The sequence below is a fragment of the Micromonospora sp. NPDC049580 genome (assembly GCF_040675595.1).
GTDB lineage: Bacteria > Actinomycetota > Actinomycetes > Mycobacteriales > Micromonosporaceae > Micromonospora.
Map to the genome: position 1 here is coordinate 1 of NZ_JBFAPG010000601.1, position 3,295 is coordinate 3,295.

The 3,295-nt window shown below is 73.4% G+C and carries 3 protein-coding genes and 1 pseudogene; all 4 read right to left on the reverse strand.

Annotated features, from left to right (window positions below; genetic code table 11):
• A partial coding sequence (locus AB0J68_RS29735) for an SRPBCC family protein (protein ID WP_363941906.1) occupies positions 1-622 on the reverse strand: 622 nt, incomplete at its 3' end.
• The gene (locus AB0J68_RS29740) at positions 622-987 is read right to left on the reverse strand and encodes a metalloregulator ArsR/SmtB family transcription factor (protein WP_355065159.1); all 366 of its coding nucleotides are present in this window, start codon (positions 985-987) and stop codon (positions 622-624) included. The genes AB0J68_RS29735 and AB0J68_RS29740, both read right to left, overlap by 1 nt.
• 28 nt (positions 988-1,015) lie before the next feature.
• A complete protein-coding gene (locus AB0J68_RS29745) occupies positions 1,016-3,106 on the reverse strand; it encodes a xanthine dehydrogenase family protein molybdopterin-binding subunit (RefSeq protein ID WP_363941908.1) in 2,091 nt (696 codons plus the stop codon).
• Positions 3,103-3,295 (reverse strand): annotated as a pseudogene (locus AB0J68_RS29750) (xanthine dehydrogenase family protein subunit M); the annotation flags it as partial. The pseudogene AB0J68_RS29750 and the gene AB0J68_RS29745, both read right to left, overlap by 4 nt.

The following is a 3,295-nucleotide window of genomic DNA, read 5'->3' on the forward strand; positions in this document are numbered from 1 at the left end:
TGTAGAAGGCGGTGGTGCGCTCGGCGGCGGCCTTGGCCTCGTCGGCGTCGGTCCCGGCGGCGATGCTCGCCTCGCACCACAGCTGGCTGCTCAGCTCCATGGCGCGTCGTCCCTCGGCGGAGGCGACCCACTCGGCGCTGTCCTCCGGCCGGACGCCGCTGCCGTCGCCGGAGAGGTAGGAGGCAAGACCGAGCAGGCCCAGGTCCCAGCCGACGCCGACCGCGCCCGGCCCGAACTGTGCCCACCGGTCCTGGTCGACATGCGCGATGTGGTCCAGGTCGAGGCGGGCCCGCTCGTCGCCGACCGGCGTGACCCGCACCTCGATCCAGCTCACCTCGCCGCCCATCTCCCAGGTGGCGGTGAAGCGGTGCGGAGGCTCGCAGCTCTCGATGGTGCCGTGGGCGTTGCCCTGGAGCTGGTACGTGCCGTGCAGCCGCAGGTCGCCGCTGATCGGCAGGAACCAGCGGGGGATGCGCTCGGCGTTGGTGCAGGCGTCCCACAGATCCTCGGCCGTCGCCTGGTAGGTCTGGCTGATCGTGGTCACCCGGGCCTCGCCGGCTTCCAGGGTGCGGCTGCCGACCTGCCGCTGGACGGCGTTGATCTGCTCGGTCGCGTCGAACATCAGGTGTTCCTCTCCTCGGGTGGGTCGGCGGGCCCGCGCAGGCGACGTTCGCGTCGGCCCCGGGCCAGCTCGGTGGCGAGTGCCGCCAGGGGTGGCGCCCAGAACCGGCGGAAGTGCTCCAACCAGCCGTCGACCTCGCGCAACGGGCGTGGGTCGACCGCGTACAGCCGCCGGGCGCCCTCTGGCCGCACGGTGGCGAAGCCGTTGTCCCGCAACACTTTGAGGTGCTGTGACACGGCGGGCTGGGAGATGCCGAACTCGTCGCGGATGACCGCGCTGACCGCGCCCGCGGTCTGCTCGCCGTCGGCGAGCAGCTCCAGGATGCGGCGCCGGACCGGATCGCCCAGCACGTCGAAGGCGTGCACGGCGACATTTATATCACCGCTGGCTTATTTAAGCCAAACCTGAAGCTCCGACCAGCTTGTCCAACCGGATCGGCAGGTCCCGGATGCGGACGCCGGTGGCGTGGTGGACGGCGTTGGCGACCGCCGCCGCGGTGCCGACGATGCCGATCTCGCCGACGCCCTTCACCCCGGCCGGGTTCAGCTCGTCGTCCCGCTCGTCCAGCCAGTACGCCTCGATGGCCTCGACGTCCGCGCAGCCGGTGATGTGGTACGTGGCCAGGTCGTGGTTGACCCAGTCGCCGTAGCGCTCGTCGAGCAGGCCCTCCTCGTGCAGCGCCATCGACAGCCCCATCGTCATGCCGCCGATCAGCTGATTGCGCGCCGTCGTCGGGTTCACCACCCGGCCGGCGGCGAACACCCCGAGCATCCGGTTCACCCGCACCTCGCCGGTGTCCGCGTCCACCCGCACCTCGACGAACTGCGCCCCGTACGCGTACCGGGGCCGCTCGGGCTGACCGCCCACCTCGTCGGTGGTGTCCGCCTCGGCGCTGACCTCGGTGCCCGGCGGTGCACCGTCGCGCAGCTTCCCGCGCAACGCCTCGCAGGCCCGGATCACGGCCCAGCTCCACGAGGCGGTGCCCATCGAGCCCCCGGCCACGGGAGCCACCGGGAGGTCGCTGTCGCCGATGCGGATCTCGACCCGCTCGGGCGGCACCCCCAGCGCGTCGGCGGCCACCTGGCAGAGCGCCGTCCTGGCACCGGTGCCGATGTCGGTGGCGTCGATCCGTACCAGAAAGGTGCCGTCGGGCCGGGCGGTGGCCGCCGCCGAGGACGGTCTCGCCCGGGCCGGGTAGCTCGACCCGGCCACCCCGGTGCCGATCAGCCACCGCCCGTCGCGCCGGGCCCGAGGCGTGGGATCCCGCTGCGCCCAGCCGAACCGCTGCGCCCCCTCGCGCAGGCAGGCCACCAGATTGCGGCTGGTGAACGGCTCCCCCTGGTCGGGGTCGACCTGGGCGTCGTTGCGGATCCGCAGCTCCACCGGGTCGACGCCGACGGCGATGGCCAGCTCGTCCATCGCCGACTCCAGGGCGTACGCGCCGGGGCACTCGCCGGGGGCGCGCATCCAGAACGGCGTGGGCACGTCGAGGCGGACCAGCCGGTGGGTGGTGCGTTGGTGCGGCGCCGCGTACATGCTGCGGGTGTAGACGGCGATCTGCTCGGCGAACTCCCGGACGGTCGAGGTCTGGCTGATCGCGTCGTGACAGACCGCGGTGAGCCGACCGTCGGTGTCGGCGGCGAGGCGGACCCGTTGGATGCTGGGCGTGCGGTAGCCGATCGGCCCGAACAGCTGCTGGCGGGTCAGCGCCAACTTGACCGGGCGGTCCACGTGCCGGGCGGCGAGCGCGGCGAGCACCACCGCCGCCTTGGCGGAGCCCTTGCTGCCGAAGCCGCCGCCGACGTGCTCGGCGATGACCCGCACGGACTCCTGGGGCAGCCCGAACAGCTCGGCCAGCGTGGTCTGCACCGGCGCGGCGCCCTGGGTCGAGTCGTGCACCAGCAGCCGCCCGTCGTGCCACCGTGCCGTCGTGGCGTGCGGCTCCATCGGATTGTTGTGGTACGCCGGTGTCCGGTAGGTGGCGTCCACCCGCACCGGCGCGGCGGCGTACCCGGCGTCGAAGTCACCCTCGGCCGTGTCCGTCGGATAGCTGGGGTTGACGTGCTCCGGCCGGTACAGGCCGGGGTGGTCGTCGGTGAGCACGGTGCTGTGCGGCGTGGCGTCGTAGTCGATGCGCACCAGTCGGGCACCCTCGCGGGCCGCCTCCAGGCTGGTGGCCACCACCACCGCGACGAACTGCCCTCGATGGTTTACCGCCGGCTCCTGCAACAACCACAGCTCCGGCTGCGGGCCCGGCGCGATCCGGGGCGCGTTGCCGTGGTGCAGTACGGCAAGCACGCCGGGCGACGCCAGGGCCTCGTCGGTGTCGACGCGGGTGATCCGGCCCCGGACCACGGCCGCCTGCACCGCCCAGCCGTAGGTGACGCCGTCCACCGGGTACTCCACCGCGTACCGGGCCGTGCCGGTGACCTTCTCCCGACCCTCCAGCCGGGGATGCGCCCGACCGACCGCGCCGGTGCTCACGAGGCTGCCAACTCGCTGAGCACCCGCACCGTGATGGCCCGGGTCAGGGGCAGCTTGAAGCCGTTGTGCCGCAGCGGCCGAGCCTCGGTCAACTCGGCGTCGGCGGCCCGCGCCGCCAGCTCCGGGCTGAACAGTCGACCCCGCAGCTCCTCCTCGGCCCGGTACGCCCGCCACGGCCGGTGCGCCACC